This window comes from Burkholderia aenigmatica (assembly GCF_048627025.1).
Taxonomy (GTDB): domain Bacteria; phylum Pseudomonadota; class Gammaproteobacteria; order Burkholderiales; family Burkholderiaceae; genus Burkholderia; species Burkholderia aenigmatica.
The window spans coordinates 1,077,814-1,094,456 of record NZ_CP184470.1; the positions used below are offsets into that span (position 1 = coordinate 1,077,814).

At 66.0% G+C, this 16,643-nt stretch carries 15 protein-coding genes; 4 read left to right on the plus strand and 11 right to left on the minus strand.

The window, feature by feature from the left end; genetic code table 11:
* Positions 1-26 precede the first annotated feature (26 nt).
* The 4 genes from ACN8ZM_RS37210 to ACN8ZM_RS37225 all read right to left on the minus strand — a co-directional run bounded on the left by ACN8ZM_RS37210 (position 27) and on the right by ACN8ZM_RS37225 (position 2,356).
* Positions 27-506 (minus strand): RES family NAD+ phosphorylase, encoded by a 480-nt coding sequence (locus ACN8ZM_RS37210; RefSeq protein WP_043185420.1) that lies wholly within the window; start codon positions 504-506, stop codon positions 27-29.
* On the minus strand, positions 503-958 hold the full coding sequence (gene parS / locus ACN8ZM_RS37215) for a type II toxin-antitoxin system Xre/ParS family antitoxin (protein ID WP_031403156.1): 456 nt from the start codon (positions 956-958) through the stop codon (positions 503-505). Before parS ends, ACN8ZM_RS37210 begins: the two co-directional genes overlap by 4 nt.
* A 371-nt stretch (positions 959-1,329) precedes the next feature.
* The gene (locus tag ACN8ZM_RS37220) at positions 1,330-1,533 is read right to left on the minus strand and encodes a DUF1289 domain-containing protein (protein ID WP_301770817.1); all 204 of its coding nucleotides are present in this window, start codon (positions 1,531-1,533) and stop codon (positions 1,330-1,332) included.
* Between the two features lie 181 nt (positions 1,534-1,714).
* Positions 1,715-2,356: an HD domain-containing protein gene (locus tag ACN8ZM_RS37225; RefSeq protein WP_011349307.1), complete on the minus strand. Its 642-nt coding sequence runs from the start codon at positions 2,354-2,356 to the stop codon at positions 1,715-1,717.
* 214 nt (positions 2,357-2,570) lie between these two features.
* Here ACN8ZM_RS37225 and ACN8ZM_RS37230 point away from each other — a divergent pair, with 214 nt between their 5' ends.
* Both ACN8ZM_RS37230 and ACN8ZM_RS37235 read left to right on the plus strand, forming a co-directional pair.
* Positions 2,571-3,536, plus strand: a complete 966-nt coding sequence (locus tag ACN8ZM_RS37230) for a GlxA family transcriptional regulator (protein ID WP_420212956.1) — start codon at positions 2,571-2,573, stop codon at positions 3,534-3,536.
* A 323-nt stretch (positions 3,537-3,859) separates the two neighbouring features.
* A complete protein-coding gene (locus tag ACN8ZM_RS37235) occupies positions 3,860-4,171 on the plus strand; it encodes a DUF4148 domain-containing protein (RefSeq protein WP_420212957.1) in 312 nt (103 codons plus the stop codon).
* A gap of 84 nt (positions 4,172-4,255) precedes the next feature.
* Here ACN8ZM_RS37235 and ACN8ZM_RS37240 read toward each other — a convergent pair whose 3' ends face one another.
* Positions 4,256-4,495 carry a hypothetical protein gene (locus ACN8ZM_RS37240; RefSeq protein ID WP_420212958.1) on the minus strand — a complete coding sequence of 80 codons (240 nt, stop codon included), beginning with the start codon at positions 4,493-4,495 and terminating at the stop codon, positions 4,256-4,258.
* Between ACN8ZM_RS37240 and ACN8ZM_RS37245 the strand changes: the two genes are divergently transcribed.
* Positions 4,494-5,207, plus strand: coding sequence for a dienelactone hydrolase family protein (locus ACN8ZM_RS37245; RefSeq protein ID WP_301770819.1), 714 nt, complete (start codon positions 4,494-4,496; stop codon positions 5,205-5,207). The genes ACN8ZM_RS37240 and ACN8ZM_RS37245 overlap by 2 nt on opposite strands.
* Positions 5,208-5,346: 139 nt before the next feature.
* On the opposite strand, the gene ACN8ZM_RS37250 is transcribed toward ACN8ZM_RS37245, so the two are convergent.
* The 4 genes from ACN8ZM_RS37250 to ACN8ZM_RS37265 all read right to left on the minus strand — a co-directional run bounded on the left by ACN8ZM_RS37250 (position 5,347) and on the right by ACN8ZM_RS37265 (position 12,482).
* Positions 5,347-6,882: an efflux transporter outer membrane subunit gene (locus ACN8ZM_RS37250; protein WP_420212959.1), complete on the minus strand. Its 1,536-nt coding sequence runs from the start codon at positions 6,880-6,882 to the stop codon at positions 5,347-5,349.
* Positions 6,882-10,073, minus strand: a complete 3,192-nt coding sequence (locus ACN8ZM_RS37255) for an efflux RND transporter permease subunit (protein WP_420212960.1) — start codon at positions 10,071-10,073, stop codon at positions 6,882-6,884. The genes ACN8ZM_RS37250 and ACN8ZM_RS37255 overlap by 1 nt, the downstream gene beginning before the upstream one ends.
* Before the next feature lie 15 nt (positions 10,074-10,088).
* Entirely contained in the window at positions 10,089-11,366 is a 1,278-nt protein-coding gene (locus tag ACN8ZM_RS37260; RefSeq protein ID WP_420212961.1) for an efflux RND transporter periplasmic adaptor subunit, read from the minus strand.
* Positions 11,367-11,597: 231 nt separating this feature from the next.
* Complete coding sequence (locus tag ACN8ZM_RS37265; RefSeq protein ID WP_420212962.1) at positions 11,598-12,482, minus strand: LysR family transcriptional regulator; 885 nt, start codon at positions 12,480-12,482, stop codon at positions 11,598-11,600.
* 623 nt (positions 12,483-13,105) lie between these two features.
* On the opposite strand from ACN8ZM_RS37265, the gene ACN8ZM_RS37270 reads away from it, so the two are divergent.
* Positions 13,106-14,035: an AraC family transcriptional regulator gene (locus ACN8ZM_RS37270; RefSeq protein WP_244912198.1), complete on the plus strand. Its 930-nt coding sequence runs from the start codon at positions 13,106-13,108 to the stop codon at positions 14,033-14,035.
* Positions 14,036-14,296: 261 nt separating this feature from the next.
* Here the strand turns inward: ACN8ZM_RS37270 and ACN8ZM_RS37275 are convergent, their stop codons facing one another.
* Both ACN8ZM_RS37275 and ACN8ZM_RS37280 read right to left on the minus strand, forming a co-directional pair.
* A complete protein-coding gene (locus ACN8ZM_RS37275; RefSeq protein ID WP_420212963.1) occupies positions 14,297-15,268 on the minus strand; it encodes a sulfonate ABC transporter substrate-binding protein in 972 nt (323 codons plus the stop codon).
* 266 nt (positions 15,269-15,534) lie between these two features.
* Positions 15,535-16,476 (minus strand): LysR family transcriptional regulator, encoded by a 942-nt coding sequence (locus ACN8ZM_RS37280; protein ID WP_420212964.1) that lies wholly within the window; start codon positions 16,474-16,476, stop codon positions 15,535-15,537.
* Positions 16,477-16,643 lie beyond the last annotated feature (167 nt).

Genomic DNA, 16,643 nt, shown 5'->3' on the forward strand with positions numbered 1-16,643 from the left:
GCGCGGGCCGCGTGCCGTCCGATTCCCTATTCGCCCGGCTTCGACTGGATCAGCCGCAGAATCCGGGTGTCGTACGGCGATTGCATGACTTCGGCGATACGCACCTCGGAAGCGGCCGGATGCAGCGGATTCAACAGGAAGTTGTGCGCGTGCGGCACGACGACGCTCGGGACGCGCAGCAGCGCGCTCGGCTGCGTGTGCAGCCACTCGGTGCCGGCGCTGCGGGTCCAGTCGACGTCGGTTCGCCAGTCGTCCGGCGCGTCGCCCTCCGCGATTTCGGCGATATCGACCGAATCGGCCACCTCGATGCGAAGCAACTGATACCCGCTCGGCAATTGCGCGACCGTGGCGATTTCGAAATGAACGAGCGTCTCGAGCAGCGCGAGCGCCGGATGCTCGGCGAGATACACGACGGGCTGCCCGGCGAAATGCCAGCGCCCGCCGGCGCGCAACCCGCCGATGCCTTTCAGGTCGGCGAAATTGCTGATCCGCCACAGCGTCGTCAAGCGAAGTACCCCTCGTCGATCTGCGTGAGGACTTCCTCGACGAGCCGCGCGCCATGCTCGGTGCTCGCCATGTCGAGCGACGTGCGGCCGCCGAAGCGCTGGAGCCCGTTGCGCAGCCACGCCATCGCCTTGTCCTGGTCGCCGAACGTGGCCGTCGCCTGCGCGACGATGCGCGCCAGACGGATCGCCTTGTCGGACTCCTCCGGCGACAGGCGTTCGTGCGCCTGGCGACGATGGCTCAGCGTGCGGCGCGGAATGATGAAAGCCAGTTCGTCCGATTTCAGCCCGCGCTCGGACAACCGGTCGATCACCGAGACATCGACGCGTGCGCTCGCCAGCTCGGCAAGATCGGCCCCCGATCGAACGCGGATCGCCAGCAACTGTTCGAGAATCGTGAATTCGGCCTGACGCGGATGCGCGACGCCCGAAGGATGAAAAGCAATGGTGCTCATGACCTCTCCCGGCAATTTGCCCAATTATTATAGGCGTTTTGCCGCGAGCGTGCGGGAACCGGTTGGAGCGCGTGCCTGTGGCGCTCGTCAGGGCCTCCAGATAGGCGGGAGCGAACGTGACCCGCCTGTCTGGAGGCAGGTCGCTGTGGCCGCGAATCGAAGATTCGCCTGGGTGACGGGATGCAATTATTCAGTATATAAAGTCCGGACTCACATCACACGGTTGTCACGTAACAACTTTTTTACTGGTTTCATTTGCTCGCGTTCCTCCGCGCCATCATTCCAGACAAGGTCGAGGGATTCGCCCCGGACAGGGAGATGTTCGCCAAGCGCCGCCCCCGTCATCCGGAAGGAACGCCGCTTCTGGCGATTCACCGCCCGTCCCGATGGAAACGCATCGCCGCGCCCTCGCGCCGGATGCGTTCCCATGTCGCGCGTTTCTCGTCGTCGTTCATGAACACCCAGTGCGAGACCTCGTCGGCCGTTCGGCCGCATCCCTTGCAGACATCGTCGAACAGCGTCGAGCACACGCCGACACAGGGGCTGTCGGGTACGTCGTGAAGCTTGGAAGCCATTGGAACACCCGTATCGGTTGAACATCCGGCAGCGCAACGAACCGCGCTCCCATAAACGGGTACTTTGCTGCCGGCGATGCGGCCTGTGTCGCGACGCCAACCCACCCCGCTCACTGCGACGCTGCCGCCAGTCACGCCAGTACCACCCCTTCCCCGCGACCGTGCGCCCTACCGCGAGCAATCAGCCGGCCCACGCGGACGACCGGATCACGCTGCAGAAATTGCCGGCATGGAAATGCGGATCCTTGTCGGCGAGCACGTCGGCCTTCACGTTGCCGAACGTCGTATCCGGCTTGTGCTTGATCCCGTCGTAGAACGCCTGAATGATGTCTTCCTTGAAGTGCGGCGTACGCGGATGCGCACGGACGACGGCCTCGCGCTCGACGTCGCTGTATTCCGGATACGTCAGGCCCAGCACGTCCATCTCGACGCCCGCGGTAACGAGCGCGATCACCGGATGCATGTGCTGCGGGATACCCGGCGTGGTATGCAGCGCGATCGAAGTCCATACGACGTCGATATCCTGCTGCGAGATACCCTTGCCCTTCAGGAAATCGCGGGCGGCGTTGGCGCCGTCCACTTCGAAACGCTCGCACGCGCTGCTGTGTTTGTGCGTGAGCCCCATGTCATGAAACATGCAGCCACAGTAGAGCAGCTCGGGATCGTATTTGAGCCCGCGCCGCTGGCCCGCGAGCGCCGCGAAATAGAAGACGCGGCTGGAATGATGGAACAGCAGCGGAGACGCGGTATCGCGGACGAGTTCGGTGATCTCGCGCGTCAGTTGGCTATCGGGAATGGTGATGCCTGCAACGTTCTCAGTCATGATCGACCTCCATTGAACACACCGTTGATTCTCCGGAGTTCGATAGCTGTCTCCAATAGACGTGTTACGTCAAATCCTGCCATTTTGCGCGGCGGACGGACACGGTGCCCGCACGGCGGAAAGAACGCCGGAAACAGGTGCCCCCACCCGCCCGATGCACCGACAGCGCCCCTATACTGCTACCCGTCACGTTCGACACAACACGCAATCGATCATGCCGAAGGTCGTGGGAATTTTCGCCGTTCCGGGCGTTCAACTGCTCGATGTCTCCGCACCGCTCGACGTCTTCGCGCAAGCGAACGCCGAATGCGGGAAGCCGTTCTATACGTTGCGGATCATTGCGAGCGAGTCTGGCCCGATCCGCAGTTCGTCCGGTGCGCAGTTGCTGCCGGACTGGATCGTCCCCGACATTCCTGAGCGCATCGACACGCTGCTGGTCGCCGGCGCGCCGAACGCCGGCCGGATCGCACTGCGCACCGACGTCCTCGCGTGGCTGCGAGCGGCGGCCGTGCAGAGCAAGCGCTACGGCTCGATCTGCACCGGCGCGTTCATCCTCGCGGCCACCGGCCTGCTGAAGGGGCGTCACCTGACCACACACTGGGCTGCCGCCGACGCGCTGGCCGAAGCCTATCCATCGCTCGCCGTCGACGCCGACGCGCTGTACGTGCGCGACGGCAAGCTGCGCACCGGTGCCGGCGTCACGGCCGGGCTCGATCTCGCACTCGCGCTGGTCGAGGAAGATCTCGGCCGCGAGATCGCGCGGCGCGTCGCCGCGCAACTGGTCATGTTCTTCAAGCGCCCGGGCGGGCAACTTCAGTTCAGCCGCAAGGGCGAAGCGCGCCCCGCCGGGCGTTCGGTACTGCAGGAAGTCCAGCGCTGGATCGCGGCGAATCCGGAACTCGAGCATTCGGTGGCGGAGATGGCGAAGCACGCGGGCATGAGCCCACGCCACTTCGCGCGGCTGTTCCGGGCGGAAGTCGGCATGACGCCGGCCGCCTGGGTCGAGACGACCCGCATCTCGGCAGCCCGCCACTTGCTCGAGAACGGTCACGACACGCCGAAACAGGTCGCCGCGAAATGCGGCTTCGCGAACGTCGATACGCTCAGGCGATCGTTCACCCGGCACGTCGGAATCACGCCGGCCGAATACCGGAAACGGCAGGCAGTCCTGGTCGAGTGACGCGGCAGTGCGCGCGATTCGGCGCGAACGAGGTCAGCCACTCCGCCCAAATACTTCGGCATCCGATCTAACTGAGCGTCGTGCGGTCAAGCCACTGGCCGATCGACGACATCGCCCCGCTGGAAGCCTCGTCGGCGGTCCTGATCGACCGCGGGACAGCCCCGCAATCATCAGATGAAACACCCACCTGCCCAGATCGTTTACCCAGTTGCAATAATTATTCGCTGGAACGCGTATTTCCGACCGGTAACGTGATCGCTACGATGCAATCAACCGCTGAACGCAACAAGCGAAGCGCGAAATCAATGAAACCGGAGGTCATCATGAAGTCGTTCATCTATGCAGTCGTCACCGCAACCGCCCTGTCCGCCTCGTACGGCGCATTCGCCCAATCGAACCCGTCGGGCCAGCTGACGCGTGCCCAGGTGCGCGCGGAACTCGTGCAGCTCGAACAGGCCGGCTACAAGCCGGAAGTCTCCGATCAGTACTACCCGCGCGCACTGCAGACCGCACAGGCCCGCGTGACGAACGCCGATGAAACCGGCTACGGCGCGCAAGCTGCCGCCGGCGTGCGTGCCGGCCGCGCGATCGCGGTCAAGCAGGAAGGCCGCGACTCCGTGTATTTCGGCCAGTAAGCCGGACACACGCCCGCGTATTCCGATACGCGCGCGGCAAACGAAACACCCCGCTCCCGTTCATCGGGGCGGGGTGTTTGCTTTTCAGCCGTCCGCTCCCGGAACGGATCGCGCTCCTCGATCGACGCGAACTTGCGGGGCGCTCGCCACGCGGCGCCGTTCACGCCGGCAGCCGGTGTTTGCGCATAGAATGGCCGCGTGGTCGGCGCCGGCCGAAACGAACGCGAGCGAAACCACGACGCCCGGCTTGCCCGATCGTCGCCGCGCCCGCAGGCCGGCCCCGATGCGGCACTCATCGCATTTTTCGAAAAGGAGCGGTTTCATGTCTCAAACATCCGGTTCCATGATCACGTTTCGACGCCCGGACGGCCAGGAACTGCAAGGCTATCTCGCCACGCCGGCAAAGACCGAAGGCGCACCCGCGGTCGTCGTCATCCAGGAATGGTGGGGGCTGAACGACCAGATCCGCGGCGTCGCGGATCGCCTCGCGCGCTGCGGCTACTTCGCGCTCGTGCCCGACCTGTATCGCGGCAAGTCGACGGTCGAGGAAGAAGAAGCGCACCACCTGATGACCGGGCTCGATTTCGGCGACGCAGCCTCGCAGGACATTCCGGGCGCCGTGACGTATCTGAAGACGCTTGCCCCGCGTGTCGCGGTGACGGGTTACTGCATGGGCGGCGCACTCACGCTGCTGTCGCTGCAGTTCGCCGATGCGGACGCGGGCGTCACGTGGTACGGCCTGCCGCCGCTCGACTACATCGATCCGGCGAAGCTCAAGGTGCCGCTGATGGGCCACTGGGGCACGCAGGACGCTTTCTTTGCGATCGACCAGGTCGATGCGCTCGAGAAGAAGCTGACCGATGCGAAGGTCGGGTTCGAATTCCATCGCTATCTCGCGCATCATGCGTTCGCCAATGAAACGGCCGTCGGCCCCGGCCGCATCGCCGGTACGCAGTTCGATCCGGTGTGGTCGCAAATGGCGTGGGATCGCACGCTGACGTTCTTCGGCCGCACGCTTTGGGAAAAGCAGGGGTAACGTCACGCCGCTTCCAACGCGGGCAGCTGCGTAAAAAGAAACGCCACGGATTTTCATCCGTGGCGTTTTCGTTTCCGCATACAACCGGTTCGAAGAACAAGCGCGGTACACCACCGCGCCTGCCCTTCCTTGCGCTTGCTTACCCGTTCGTCGCCGCTGCCGACGCAGGCGCCGAAGCAGCCGCCCTGTCGTAGTCGACCGGTGCATCCGGCGCGCGCGGCGTCTCGCCGGCCCGCTCGATCCACCCGCCGCCCAGCGCACGGTACAGGGTGACCAGGTTGGTCCAGCGTGCCAGACGCGCGTTGATCAGCGATTGCTGCGCGGTGTACAGGTCCGTCTGCGCGGTCAGCACCGACAGGTAGCTGTCGACACCGTTCTTGTAACGCAGGTCCGACAGGTCGAAACGTCGCTGCTGCGCATGCTCGTTGCGCTCCAGCGCCGCGATCTGCTGGTCGTACGTGCCGCGTGCGGCCAGCCCGTCCGCCACGTCGCGGAACGCCGACTGGATCGCCTTCTCGTAGTTCGCGATCTCGATGCGCTTCTGCACGTGCGCAAGATCGAGGTTCGCGATGTTCGCGCCGCCCTCGAAGATCGGCAACGCGATGTTCGGCGCGAACGACCAGGCCGCCGTGCCGGCCTTGAACAGACCGCCCAGCGTCGGGCTCGCCGTGCCGAACGCGGCCGTCAGCGAGATCTTCGGGAAGAACGCCGCGCGTGCCGCACCGATGTTCGCGTTCGCCGCCAGCAGCGACTGCTCGGCCTGCATCACGTCGGGGCGACGCGTCAGCAGGTCGGACGGCAGGCCAGCCGGCACGTCCGTCAGCAGGTTCTGCGCGTCGAGCGGCATGCCCGCCGGCAGATCGTCCGGCAGCGGCTCGCCGATCAGCAGCACCAGGTAGTTCAGCGCCTGCGCACGCGCACGCGCCTGCGCCTGCTGGTTCGCCAGCGCCTGCTCGACCACCGTCTGCGCCTGACGCAGCTCGAGCTCGGAGCCCGTGCCGTTGTCGAACTGCAGCTTCGTCAGGTCGTACGACGCCTGCGCCGTCTTCAGCGTGTCCTCCGTGACCTTCAGCAGATCGTCGGTCGACAGCAGCGTCAGGTATTGATCGGCCACCTGCGACACCAGCGAGATCTCCGACGCCTGCCGCGCATACGCGGTCGCCAGGTACTGCGCGAGCGCCTGGTCCTTCAGGCTCTGCACGCGGCCGAACAGGTCGAGTTCCCACGACGCCGACAGCCCGACGTTGTAGGTCGTCGTGATGTTCCGGCCCGGCGCCACCGACAGCGCATTCGGCAGGCGCTGACGGTTACCGGTACCCGTCGCATCGAGCGTCGGGAACAGGCCCGCGCGCGTGATCTGGTACTGCGCGCGCGCCGCCTCGATGTTCAGCACCGACACGCGCAGATCGCGGTTGTTTTTCAGCGCGATCTCGATCAGCCGCTGCAGGCGCGGATCGACGAAGAACTCGCGCCAGCCGATGGCGGTCGCCGCCTGGCCGTTCGCGCTGCGCGCGCCGGCCGCACCCGGCTGCGTCGCGTAGACGCCGCCGGCCGGGTACGCCTGCGCGACGGGTGCATCGGGCCGCTTGTAATGCGGCGCCATCGTGCAGCCCGTGGCGAAGAGCGCGGCGGCCAGTGCGACCGCGGTTGCAGTCAAAGCGTGTTTTTGCATCATTACTGCCCCTTCGAATCGTGTGCGTCGTCGTGACCGCGCTGCAGGTCACCCTGCACGAGACGCCATGCGTCATCGACGTTTTCCGTCTCGCCGCTGAAGATCGCGCGAACCCGTACGAAGAACATCGGGATCATGAAAATCGCGAGGAACGTCGCGGTGATCATCCCGCCGATCACGCCCGTACCGATCGCATGCTGGCTCGCCGAGCCCGCGCCGTTGCTGATCGCAAGCGGCAGCACGCCCAGCATGAACGCGAGCGACGTCATCAGGATCGGACGCAGCCGCAGGCGTGCCGCCTCGATCGCCGCGCGCACCGGCCCCATGTTCCCGTTCGCCTGCAACTCGCGCGCGAACTCGACGATCAGGATCGCGTTCTTCGCAGACAGACCTACGGTGGTCAGCAGGCCGACCTGGAAGAACACGTCGTTCTCGAGGCCCCGCAGCATCGTCGCGAGCAGCGCGCCCACCACGCCGAGCGGCACGACCATGATCACCGAGAACGGGATCGACCAGCTTTCATACAGCGCTGCCAGACACAGGAACACGACGAGGATCGAGATCGCATACAGGATCGGCGCCTGCGAGCCGGACTGGATTTCCTGGAACGACAGGCCCGTCCACGAATAGCCGATACCTTCCGGCAGCTTGCTCGCGAGCGCTTCCATCGCCGCCATCGCCTGGCCGGTCGACTTGCCCTCCGCAGCCTGCCCCTGGATCTCGATCGACGATACGCCGTTGTAGCGTTCGAGCTTCGGCGAACCGTAGCTCCAGTGACCGGTCGAGAACGCGCTGAACGGCACCATGCCACCTGCGCTGTTGCGCACGTACCAGATGTTCATGTCTTCCGGCGTCATCCGGAACGGCGCGTCCGACTGCACGTACACCTTCTTGATCCGGCCGTCGGTATCCAGGAAGTTGTTCACGTACTGCGACGCCCACGCGATCGAGAACGTCTGGTCGATCGCAGCAGCCGTCACGCCGAGCGCATTCGCCTTCTCGCGATCGATGTCGACCTTGTACTGCGGCGTGTCGTTCAGGCCGTTCGGGCGCACGAGTGCCAATGAAGGATCCTTCGCGGCCATCCCGAGCAACTGGCCGCGCGCGGCCATCAGCGCTTCGTGGCCGAGACCCGCGTTGTCCGTCAGCTCGAAGTCGAAGCCGGCGGCCGTCCCGAGTTCGGGAATCGACGGCGGGTTGAACGGGATCACCATCGCGTCCTTGTACTGCGCGTAGTGCGCGAAGGTCCGCCCGATCAGTGCCTGCACCTTCTGGTCCGAACGCTGACGATGCTCGTACGGTTTCAGCTTCACGAACACGAGGCCGGCGTTCTGGCCGCGGCCCGCAAAGCTGAAGCCGTTGACCGTGAACACCGAGTCGACCACATCCTTCTCGGTGGTGGTCAGGTACGTGTTGATGTTGTCGAGCGTCTTGCCGGTCGTTTCCTGCGTGGAGCCGGACGGCGTCTGCACGATCATGAACATGTAGCCCTGGTCTTCATCCGGCAGGAACGACTTCGGCAGGCGCACGAACATCACGCCGACCGCGATGAACACGGCCAGGTAGATCACGAGCCAGCGTCCCGAGCGCCGGATCACGTGGTTCACGCCGCTCGTATAGCGATCGCGGCTGCGATCGAAGGTCCGATTGAACCAGCCGAAGAAGCCCTTCTTCTCTTCGTGATGCCCTTGCGGGATCGGCTTGAGGATCGTCGCGCACAGTGCCGGCGTCAGGATCAGCGCGACGAGCACCGACAGTACCATCGCCGACACGATCGTCAGCGAGAACTGACGGTAAATCGCACCGACCGACCCGCCAGAGAACGCCACCGGCACGAACACCGCCGACAGCACGAGCGCCACGCCGACGAGTGCACCGGTAATCTGGCCCATCGCCTTGCGGGTCGCCTCCTTCGGTGACAGGCCCTCTTCCGCCATCACCCGCTCGACGTTCTCCACCACCACGATCGCATCGTCGACCAGCAGGCCGATCGCGAGCACGAGGCCGAACATCGACAGCGTGTTGATCGAGAAGCCGGCGATGCCCATGATCGCGAACGTACCGAGCAGCACAACCGGCACCGCGATCGTCGGGATGATCGTCGCCCGCAGGTTCTGCAGGAACAGGTACATCACGAGGAACACCAGCACGATACCTTCGAGCAGCGTCTTGACCACTTCCTCGATCGACAGTCGCACGAACGGCGTCGTGTCGTACGGATAGTGGACGACGAGACCGTGCGGGAAATACTTCGACAGTTCCTGGATCTTGGCCCGCAGCGCGGTCGCGGTTGCCAGCGCGTTCGCGCCGGTCGCGAGCTGGATGCCGAGACCGGCCGTCGGCTGCCCCATGTACTTCGTGTCGAACGTGTAGTTCTCGGAGCCGAGCGCCGCACGGCCGACGTCCTTCAGGCGAACCTGCGAACCATCCTGGTTGACCTTCAGCAGGATGTTGCCGAACTGCTCGGGCGTGCGCAGCAGCGTCGATTCGGTGATCGTCGCCTGCAGCATGGTGCCCGGCTTCGCCGGCGTGCCGCCGATCTGGCCGCCCGCGATCTGCACGTTCTGCTGCGTGATCGCGGCCGTCACGTCGGTCGGCGTGAGGCTGTAGTTGGTCAGCTTGACGGGGTCGAGCCAGATCCGCATCGAGAACTGCGAGCCGAGCAACAGCGTCTGGCCGACGCCGTTCACGCGGCTGAGCGGATCGAGCACGTGCGACGCCACGTAGTTCGTCAGGTCCTCCTTCGACATGCTGCCGTCCTCGGAGTTGAACGCGAACCACATCAGCCAGTTGCTGCTCGACTTCGTGACCTGCATGCCGAGCTGCTGCACGACCTGCGGCAGGTTCGGCGTCGCGAGCGACAGCTTGTTCTGCACCTGCACCTGCGCGACGTCCGGATTGGTGCCCGGCGCGAAGGTCAGCGTGATCGTCGCGTTGCCCGAATCGTCGCTGGTCGACGACATGTACAGGAAGTTGTCGAGACCGCTCATCTGCTGCTCGATCACCTGTGTCACCGTGTCTTCCACCGTCTTCGCGGAAGCGCCCGGATAGTTCGCCTGGATCTGGATCGTCGGCGGTGCGATCGTCGGATACTGCGCGATCGGCATCTTGAAGATCGATGCGACGCCGGCCAGCATCAGCACGATCGCGATCACCCACGCAAAGATCGGGCGATCGATAAAGAACTTGGCCATGAAACGGACTCCTTGTTATTGCGCGGCCGACGCAGCGGCAGCACTCGCCGGCGCAGCGCCCGATGCGGCAGCACCGGAAGCGGCAGCGGCGCCGGAACCGGCGGCAGCCGGCGCGGCGGTGGCGGCAGCCGCACCCGGTGCGGCATTGGCCGCCGGGGCGAGCTGCGCGGGGACCGTCTTCACGGTCGCACCCGGGCGCACCTTGTCGACGCCCTGCACGATCACGTGATCGCCCGCTTCCAGACCGCCTTCGACGATCCAGTCCTGGCCGGACGTGCCGGCGGTCGTCAACTGACGCGTCTCGACCTTGTCGGACGCGTTCACGACCAGTGCGATCGCCTGCCCCTTCTGGTCATGCGACACGCCGATCTGCGGCACCAGGAACGCGTTCTCGTTCACGCCTTCCTCGATCCGTGCGCGCACGAACATCCCCGGCAGCAGCACGCGGCCCGGGTTCGGGAAGATCGCGCGGATCGTCACCGAGCCGGTGGTCTGATCGACCGTCACGTCCGAGAATTGCAGCTTGCCCGGCTCCGAATAGGTCTTGCCGTCCTCCAGGATCAGCGACACCTTCGCCGCGCCCGGGCCGCTCGTCTTCAGCTTGCCGCTCTGCACGTCCTGGCGCAGCTTCAGCCCGTCGAGGCTCGACTGCGTGAGATCCACATACACCGGGTCGAGTTGCTGGACCGTCGACATCAGCGTCGCCTGGCTTGCCTGCACATACGCGCCCGGCGTCACCTGCGAGATGCCGACGCGGCCGGTGATCGGCGACACGACATCGGTGTAGCCAAGGTTGATCTGTGCGGTGTCGACCGCTGCCTTGCCGGCCGAGACGTCCGCCGCGGCCTGCCCTTGCGTGGCCACCGCGTTGTCGTAGTCCTGCTTGCTGACCGCATTCGCGGCCACCAGCACCTTGTAGCGCGCGACCAGCGCGTTCTGCGTGACGAGGTTCGCCTGCGCCTTCGCAAGCGTCGCCTTTGCACTATTCAGCGCGGCGACGTACGGCGCCGGGTCGATCTTGTAGAGACGCTGGCCGGCCTTGACGTCGGTGCCCTCGATGAATTCGCGGCGCAGCACGATGCCATCGACCCGCGCACGCACCTGTGCAACGAGGAACGCGCTGGTGCGGCCCGGCAGTTCGGTTACCGCGGGCACGGCCTGCGGCTGGACGGTGACGACGCCGACTTCCGGCGTTTGCGGCGGCGGTGCCGATTCTTTTTTTCCGCACGCGGCCAGGAAAACGGCAGCGGTTGCGGCAGTGATTAAGCGGTATGGAACCCGTTCGACGCGCATGGAGCGACCTCTCACAAATAGACGACCTTCAATGGGAATCACCAGATCTCCTCGTGACCTGCACGCGCGGCCGGACTGCTGTCGCTTCCGGATTGCCGCGCATGCGGTCGCGTATGTCGGGCGTGCGTTGCGCCCTGCGGAGCGTTCGTTCGTCGAACTGCTTCCGTGGAAAAAGAACCATGAGCCCGCGGCCCTGGCCGGTGCGCGTTGCCGCGACGGCCAACCGGGCCGCTAGCGCGCGGGCCGGAACGCGGCGCCGGCGAACTCGATGAAGGCGCGTGCAGCGGCCGGCAGATGCGCGGTACGCGCATGCGCGAGCTTCAGCGTGACGGGCGCGAGCGGGCGAACCGGTGCAACGCGCACCAGCGTGCCGGCCGCCAGATCGGCGTCGACGAGATACGCGGGCAGCACCGCGGCGCCCATGCCGGCGACGGCCAGCCGCCGTGCCATCTCGAGATGGCCGACGCCCGGACTGCCGCCGGGCGTCGCATCGGGTCGAAGCGCAGCCGCATCGTCGTCGCCGGCCGCCGGCAGATCGAGCCGAACGGCCGCAATGTCCGGCCAGTCGCCCGACGCGGCCGCACCGCCGTGCCCGGCGACATAACCCGGCGCCGCGACGCGCACGGATTCGTACGCGGCCAGCGTGTGCAGCGCGTATGCACCGGACACCGGCATGCCGTCGGTCAGGAACGCGACATCGATGGCTTCGGACGTCAGATCGACATGGGTATCGGTCAGCGTCACGGTCGGCCGCACGTCCGGAAACCGGTGCACGAATCGATCGAGCAACGCGCTCAACTGGCTGAGCCCGAACGCGACCGGCGCGGCAATGCGTAGCGCACCTTCCGGCTTGCTGCCCATCGCGACGAAACGACCATCGATGTCGTCGATCGCACCGAGAATCCGCTCGACGCGCGCGAGGTACAGCTCGCCGATTTCCGTCAGCGACTGGTGGCAGGTGCTGCGTTGAAGCAGGCGTGCGCCAAGGCGCGTCTCAAGCGCATCGACCAGCCGGCTCGCCATCGCCGTCGACACGCGCAGCCGGGTTGCCGCCCGGCGAAATCCGCCTTCCCTTGCCACCGTCACGAATGCCCGAATCGATTGAAGTTGGTCCATTTGTCCGGATTCCCCTGCGCGGTCGACTGCCTTGACGCGCTCACCCGCCGCCGCGTCGCGACCGACATGCAGCGGCGCGGCCAATGCAGCGGCACCGACGCCGGCTACGCCCGGTCGGTCGCCACGCTCGCGCCAGACGCGCACCGGCATGCAACGGACGCAAGCCGGCCTCGGCCAGGCCGATGCACGAACAGACGAATAGCAGTCCTGAGTCTTTTCCAGCGATTCGCAACGGCAACGCCGGCGGATGCTGCCGGCCATGCGACGGTCATACCTGCATCGCCCGTGCGCACTGGAACACGTTTCTTTCAGCAGGTGCAATGGTATGAAAACCGCCGGAAAATCGCTTGCCCGATCCTACGATTGTTTTGCCTTAATTTCCGAATTTGTGCGCCGCACACCGTGCAACGACGGGCAATGCGGTCGCCGGCCCTGCAGATCCGGATGATCGGGCTAAATTCCGACAGGTTTAGGCAATCACGTGCGCGCGACTCGCCGTACGATGTGACCGCCGTGCCGGCACACCCACCGGGAATCGCCGCCGCGTACCTTGCACGGACCACTCCGCCATCCGCTCACCCAATATGGAAATCGACGCCCGAACGCCGCCGCTACAGCGCATCATGCCCACTCACGCTCCCCGGTCGCCCACGGGCCGGCTCGCTGCGCTGATCGCCGCCTACGCGCCGCACGACGGCACGTTCGAACTCCCGGTACGTGGCATGCGCATCGCGCGCGCAGCCGCATCGCCGCCGCACTGGAACCATGGCGTGCATCACGCGTGCCTGAGCATCGTCGGGCAAGGCGCAAAATCGATACGGGTCGGCGACGACTCCTACGTGATCGACGCATCGCGAATGCTGGTGGCGACGGCCGACGTACCCGTCACCGGCCGCGTGACGTGCGCGAGCCCGGCCGAGCCGTTCCTCTATGCACAACTCGAACTCGACCCGGCCCGCATCGCGGCACTCACACCGCGCGTGTTTCCGCGCGGGCTGCCGAAGGCCGTCGACTACGGCGCACTCGACACGCACGATGCACCGCCTGAAATCGTCGATGCCGTCGTGCGGCTGATGCAACTGATCGCGCAACCCGACGACCTCGACCTGCTCGCGCCGCTGATCGTCGACGAAATCCTCATTCGGCTGCTGCGCGGCCCGTCGGGTGCACGTGTCGCGCAGGTCGGCCTGGCCGATTCGACGACACAGCGCATCTCGCGCGCCGTCGCGTGGATTCGCGACCACTACCTCGATCCGATGACGGTCGAATCGCTCGCGCGACAGGTGGACATGAGCCCGTCGACGTTCCATCACCACTTCCGCGCGGTCACGTCGATGAGCCCGTTGCAATGCCAGAAGGTGTTGCGGCTGCAGGAGGCGCGTCGCCTGATGTGCCTGTCGGCGATGGACGCGCGGCAGGCGTGCCGCAGCGTCGGCTATGTGAGCGCGTCGCAGTTCAGCCGCGAATACGCACGCCTGTTCGGCGATGCGCCGGGCCGCGATGTCCTGAAGCTGCGCGACGAAGCGGTGCCGCTATCTCGCGTCGCGCCATAGGCCGGCACCTCACGCGCGCGGCGTGTGCCGCGCTTCATTCCGTGGGCCTTCGCACGCTCGGCCTGCACGGCTTCATCGAGGCAGCGGACGAAGTATTCGGCCGGCGACATGAGCACGGTGCTGTCGCGGAACAGCAGATAGACATCGCGCGCGGGCCACTGCCCGACGAGATCGAGCGGCGGCCGGCCGTACGTATATCCGATTCCGGACGACGTCACGCTGCCGTTCCGCCGTTGAGCTATTGACCGGCCGACTGCACCGTCACGCGAGCGCGGGCGGCGCAGCCTGGCTGACGTCGACGCGTTTCGGCAAGACGCCGACCTGATAGAACACGTCGGCGATGCGCTGCTGATACGCGAGCGTGTCGCGCGTGACGGGTTCGACACCGAAGCGCGCGCGGCGAAATGCGAGCGCCACCGCCGGCTCCGGAATCCCCCAAAGCTTCGAGAACTCGGCCGCGCCCTGCGCGCGGTTCGCATCGAGCCATCGCTGAACCGCCGTCAGTTCCGACACCGCTGCGTCCAGCACGTCGGCGTTGCGCTGCGCATACGTGCGCGACGCAAAGTAGTAGCCGCGATTCTCGACGAGCCCGGTGCCGTCCGCGACGACGCGCGCGCCGAACGCCTGCTGGACCACCGCGAGAAACGGATCCCAGATGATCCATGCGTCGACCGAGCGGTTCTCGAACGCGGCCCGCGCATCGGACGGCGACAGCCAGACCGGCGTGATATCCGCATAGTTGAGCTTCGCGGCCTGCAGCAGCCGGACCAGCAGGAAGTGCGTGTTCGAGCCCTTCACCAGCGCGATGCGCTTGCCGCGCAGGTCCGCAAAAGTCTTGACCGGCGAATCTTTCGCGACCACCACCGCCTCGGCCGCGGGGCCGGCCGGCGTCTGCGCGTAATAGACGAGCGGCACACCAGCCGCGAGCGCGAAGATCGGCGGCGCCTCGCCGACATCGCCGAAGTCGATCGATCCCGCATTCAGCGCCTCGAGTTGCGGCGGCCCCGACGGAAACTCGGTCCACGTGACGGTCACGCCGAGTGTCGCGAGCTTGCTCTGCAACGTGCCGCGCGCCTTGAGCAGACTGAGCGGCCCTTTCTGATAGCCGATGCGCAACGTCCGCGCGCCGGCCGTGCTCGCCAGCGCGAAGCCCGGATGCGCGGCGGCACCCGCCGCGATCGCCAGGCCGGCATGCAGGAGCCGGCGGCGGGTTGTGGAGTGTTGGTCTGCCATGTCGTGTCGGGTTCGATGAAGAGGATGCAGCTTTGCGCACGCATGCGATGAAGCTGGTCGAGCCGATTCTAGAAGGTTGGCGCCACGTATCGAACCAACGATGTTCGATATGGAAAGCAAGCGCTTTCATAAGGGCACGCCGGGTGCCCGAACGTCATTGACCGGGTCGGTCGTGAGGGTGCAGTCGACATCCGCGACAAATACAGGACTACGTATTATTTAAACGATTGTAATGCAGCCTCGGGTCGTACGCCGAAGGTTCGACTTCAGGACTTGCAGGAAGCGGTCAGCGCTGCCTCATCGGCAGCCAGCAACTCGGGCACGTATTCACGCAGGAAATCGACGAACGTGCGGATCTTCGCGTCGAGATACTGACGCGACGCGTACAGCGTATAGACCGTCAGCTTCTGCAGCCGGTAGTCGGGCAGCACGCGCACCAGCGCGCCGCTCGCGAGCGCGGGCAGCGCGGCCGACATCGGCAGCGAACCGATCCCGAGTCCGGCACGCAGTGCGGCGCCGAGCGCATCGGCGATGTTCACCTGGAAATCCGGTAATGGCAGTTCGAACGTTTCGCGTCCGTTGGGGCCGTCGAGATGCCAACGGTCGCGCGGAAAGAGCGGCGTGACGATCTGCAGGCACGCATGCCCCTCGAGGTCGCTCACCGTGCGCGGCGTGCCGCGCGCCTTCAGGTACGCGGGTGACGCGCACAGCACGCTGCCCACGTCGCCGAGCCGCTGCGACACGAGCCCGGAATCGGGCAACTCGGTCGTGCTCAACTGTAGAGAGACGTCGTAGCCTTCGTCAATGATGTCGGGCACGTGCTGCGACAGCGTCAGCTCGACCGCCACCGACGGATAGCGTTCACGGTAGCGCACGACCGCGGGCACCACGTAGGACTGGCCGAAACTCGTCGTCGCGTGAACGTGCAGCCGTCCCGACGGCTTCGCCTGTGCGTCGGCCGCCTCGGCTTCCGCTTCGTCGATATAGCCGAGGATACGCTGGCAGCGGTCGAGATAACGCTGCCCGGCGTCGGTCAGCGCGATGCGGCGCGTGCTGCGGTTGAGCAGACGCGTGCGCAGATGCGTTTCGAGCTGCGCGACCGATCGCGATGCGTAGGCCGTCGTGATGTCCAGGCGCTGGGCCGCGCTCGTGAAGCTGCCCTCCTCCGCGACCCGGACGAAAATGCGCATCATCTGTAACGTGTCCATCGACCTGTCCCCGGGATTGAGATCACGTCGCGCCACCGTGCGGCCATGGTGCCGGCGGCTCCGGCGCAAGCCGGTCTGGCGCGAATTGTGCGGAACAGTACAGCAGCAGTGCGGGCGTGTCCAGTTCGCCGTACGCGACGTGATCCGGACGCCGAACCGTGTTGCCG

Coding starts and splice junctions, on each gene's coding strand:
- ACN8ZM_RS37265 (WP_420212962.1), bottom strand. CDS start 12,482: ATGGACCAACTTCAATCGATTCGGGCATTCGTGACGGTGGCAAGGGAA.
- ACN8ZM_RS37270 (WP_244912198.1), top strand. CDS start 13,106: ATGCCCACTCACGCTCCCCGGTCGCCCACGGGCCGGCTCGCTGCGCTG.
- ACN8ZM_RS37235 (WP_420212957.1), top strand. CDS start 3,860: ATGAAGTCGTTCATCTATGCAGTCGTCACCGCAACCGCCCTGTCCGCC.
- ACN8ZM_RS37275 (WP_420212963.1), bottom strand. CDS start 15,268: ATGGCAGACCAACACTCCACAACCCGCCGCCGGCTCCTGCATGCCGGC.
- ACN8ZM_RS37255 (WP_420212960.1), bottom strand. CDS start 10,073: ATGGCCAAGTTCTTTATCGATCGCCCGATCTTTGCGTGGGTGATCGCG.
- ACN8ZM_RS37225 (WP_011349307.1), bottom strand. CDS start 2,356: ATGACTGAGAACGTTGCAGGCATCACCATTCCCGATAGCCAACTGACG.
- ACN8ZM_RS37280 (WP_420212964.1), bottom strand. CDS start 16,476: ATGGACACGTTACAGATGATGCGCATTTTCGTCCGGGTCGCGGAGGAG.
- ACN8ZM_RS37240 (WP_420212958.1), bottom strand. CDS start 4,495: ATGAAACCGCTCCTTTTCGAAAAATGCGATGAGTGCCGCATCGGGGCC.
- ACN8ZM_RS37220 (WP_301770817.1), bottom strand. CDS start 1,533: ATGGCTTCCAAGCTTCACGACGTACCCGACAGCCCCTGTGTCGGCGTG.
- ACN8ZM_RS37230 (WP_420212956.1), top strand. CDS start 2,571: ATGCCGAAGGTCGTGGGAATTTTCGCCGTTCCGGGCGTTCAACTGCTC.
- ACN8ZM_RS37250 (WP_420212959.1), bottom strand. CDS start 6,882: ATGATGCAAAAACACGCTTTGACTGCAACCGCGGTCGCACTGGCCGCC.
- ACN8ZM_RS37245 (WP_301770819.1), top strand. CDS start 4,494: ATGTCTCAAACATCCGGTTCCATGATCACGTTTCGACGCCCGGACGGC.
- ACN8ZM_RS37260 (WP_420212961.1), bottom strand. CDS start 11,366: ATGCGCGTCGAACGGGTTCCATACCGCTTAATCACTGCCGCAACCGCT.
- parS (WP_031403156.1), bottom strand. CDS start 958: ATGAGCACCATTGCTTTTCATCCTTCGGGCGTCGCGCATCCGCGTCAG.